Origin of the sequence: Acidithiobacillus sp., assembly GCF_027322205.1 — a bacterium.
Classification (GTDB): domain Bacteria; phylum Pseudomonadota; class Gammaproteobacteria; order Acidithiobacillales; family Acidithiobacillaceae; genus Acidithiobacillus.
Genome location: NZ_DAHVHY010000127.1, coordinates 1 through 2729 on the forward strand (window position 1 = coordinate 1; position 2729 = coordinate 2729).

A 2729-nucleotide genomic window follows, 5' to 3' on the forward strand; every position below is an offset into this window, starting at 1 on the left:
TTACCAATACTATTTTACTTATGGGATCAATAAGATTCTTCTGGTATGTCGATCGTAAGCGTTTAAGCAACCCACCCTTGCGGGTTGGCACCGATCAGGGTAATGCGGTTTTTTTCCAGTTCCACGGCAAGAGTTCGTGGAGCCGTTTGTTGGGCCAGGTAGGTAATTTTTCGAGTACGTCGCAGAGGTACGCGAAGGGCTCGACGCCGTTAAGCTTGCAGGTTTCGATGATGCTGTAGAAGGACGCCGCCCGTTCCCCACCGGCATCATTCCCAACAAATAAAAAATTCTTGCGACCAATCGCAACGCCCCGCAGCGCCCGCTCCACCGGATTATTGTCGATGCTGAGTCGACCTTCTTCGAGATAGAGGGTGAGGGCCTTCCAACGCTTCAGAGCGTAGCCGATGGCTTTGGCGATGCCACTTTTAGGCGCCACCTGCATCTGGGTTTCGCTGAGCCAGGCGCGGAAGGATTCCAGCAGGGGGCCGGCCCGTTGCTGGCGGGCTTCGGCTTTTTGATCGGGCGGGGAGGCTTTGATGTCCGCCTCAATGCCATAGAGTTTGGTGATCCAGGCCAGCGCCTTCTGCGCCACCGGACTCGGGCCTCGCTGTTCCACGTCATAGAAGTGGCGACGCACATGCGCCCAGCACCCGGCTTCAATGATCTGCTCCTTTCGGTAGAGGGCATCATACCCCCATAGTCATCGGTCTGGAGGATGCCTTTCCAGTCGCCCAGGAAGTTTTGCGCGTGGATGCCCTTACGGTCCGGAGCATAATCAAAGGCCACGATGGGATGCGGGGCATCCGCCTGACTGCGATACACCCAGAGATAGGCCTTGTCCGTCTTGCCGCTACCGGGATGGAGCACCGGTAAGGGGGTCTCGTCGGCGTGCAGGATGGTGCCCTCCAGCAAAGCCATTTTGCAGGCCTCAGCGAGCATGCTGATCCAGTACTCCCCCTGACCCAGCCAGCTGCAGAGGGTGGCGCGGGAGATCGGTACGCCCGCCCGCAGGTACTGGGTTTCCTGCCGATATAAAGGCAGATGATCCACATGTTTCGCCGTCATCACATGGGCCATCAGGCGCGCCGTGGGCAAGCCCTTGTCGATCACCTGTGCCGGTAATGCCGGGCTTTCGATGGTGCCACAGGGACGGCAGGCCAGTTTGGGGCGGATATGGCGAATCACCTGGAAGCGTCCGGGGATATAATCCAGCTTTTCGCTGATCTCTTCCCCGACGGTTTCCAGGAGGCCGCCGCACTGCCCGCAGGTGCAGGTCAGAGGATCGTGATGCACTTCCACCCGGGGCAAGGTGTCGGGCAGCTTCATGCGGCCAGGGTGGCGGCGGGGAGGACGTGCAGGTCGTGCGACGGAATCTGTTGCCGCTGGACTGGCGGCGGTCACCACAGCGCTTTCTTCCAGAGCGGCTTCCAGTGTGCTTTCAATGACGGCGATCTCCGTATCCAGGGCTTCCTGCCAGAGGGAGATCTGGTCCTTGGAGAGTTGTTCGGAACGGCGGCCAAATCGCCAGCGCCGCAGCTTGGCCAGGGTGTTCCAGGCGGGCGATGGTCTCGTCGCGGGGATGATCGCCTGCTCCTGTTCGGCGAACCTGGAAGTGAACTCTGCCTCCTTCTCTTGCTGTTTCTGCAGCAGGCTCAGCACCAGATCGCGCAGGGCGTCCGGGCTGGTGGGAAGGGGCATTGGAGTCGTTGAAACCATGGGAAAATAGTACCAGAAATTGGGTATTTATACAAGCAATTTCAGTCACTTACAGCAGTGTAGGCGTGCATTTTTCAAGGGTCGGCAACGGGGTCCACGGCCGCCCCTCCACCAGCATCGCCCACTGCGCGGCCGACAGCTCTACGGCACCCGTATCGGCTTTGGGCCAATGCAGTCGCCCCTGATCCAGGCGGCGGTACAAGAGCCAAAAGCCCAGACCATCCCAGAGCAACAGTTTCAGTCGATCGCCGCGGCGGTTGCGAAAAACAAAAGCATGACCGCAAAAAGGATCTGCAGCCAGTACCCCCTGCACCTTGGCCGCCAGACCATCAAAGCCCAGCCGCATATCCACGGGTGCTGCCGCCAGCCAGATGCGGCTGCCCGGACTCAACCACATGGGCTTTCGAGGACGCGCACCAAGGTGTGCAACCAGCCGGTATCCATCGGCCCCGTCAGTTTCAGGCGGCGACCCGACAACAGCATAATCTCTACCGGCGAAACAGACGGCCGGATCGGTGCCAGAGTGACTGGCAAAAACCCTTCGGTTCCATGGACCATCGGCCGCGGTTCTACCGCATCGGCAAAGCGCTTGCGCCAGTAATGCAGCGTAGCTACGGCGATCCCTTCCTGCGCACAGTAATTCTTGACGGAAAGACCGCTCGCCTGAAATCCGTCTACTTGTTGCCGCCAATAAGCGGTCTTCTCGTTCTTCGTCATATCCACCCCTCCTCGCTGTATGCGGGTCAGGATCGGTCAGGTCATAAAGTTTGGGAAGGTGGGTTGCCTAAGCGCTTACTTCCAAAAAACAACTATAATATTATCATGTGGTTATGTTTTAACATCACGTAATAGACTGAACATCTTGTACGCTTTGTTACCTACTTACATATCCGTATCTCATCAAACCAGCGGTGCCAGACAAACTTTGTCGCAAATCTGACCAGACTCCACTAAAAGGGTATCTGACGACAACCTCGTCTGATCACACCCACATCCGAGAGAACTGCACAGAT

The 2729-nt window shown here is 57.9% G+C and carries 2 protein-coding genes and 1 pseudogene; all 3 read right to left on the reverse strand.

Annotated features, from left to right (window positions below; all coding sequences use genetic code 11):
* Window positions 1-94 precede the first annotated feature (94 nt).
* Window positions 95-1716 (reverse strand): annotated as a pseudogene (gene tnpC, locus M7F93_RS11600) (IS66 family transposase).
* 49 nt (window positions 1717-1765) lie between these two features.
* On the reverse strand, window positions 1766-2113 hold the full coding sequence (gene tnpB / locus M7F93_RS11605; protein WP_257482185.1) for an IS66 family insertion sequence element accessory protein TnpB: 348 nt from the start codon (window positions 2111-2113) through the stop codon (window positions 1766-1768).
* Window positions 2104-2433 carry an IS66 family insertion sequence element accessory protein TnpA gene (tnpA, locus tag M7F93_RS11610; protein WP_298173689.1) on the reverse strand — a complete coding sequence of 110 codons (330 nt, stop codon included), beginning with the start codon at window positions 2431-2433 and terminating at the stop codon, window positions 2104-2106. Before tnpA ends, tnpB begins: the two co-directional genes overlap by 10 nt.
* Window positions 2434-2729 lie beyond the last annotated feature (296 nt).

Coding starts and splice junctions, on each gene's coding strand:
- tnpB (WP_257482185.1), bottom strand. CDS start 2,113: ATGTGGTTGAGTCCGGGCAGCCGCATCTGGCTGGCGGCAGCACCCGTG.
- tnpA (WP_298173689.1), bottom strand. CDS start 2,433: ATGACGAAGAACGAGAAGACCGCTTATTGGCGGCAACAAGTAGACGGA.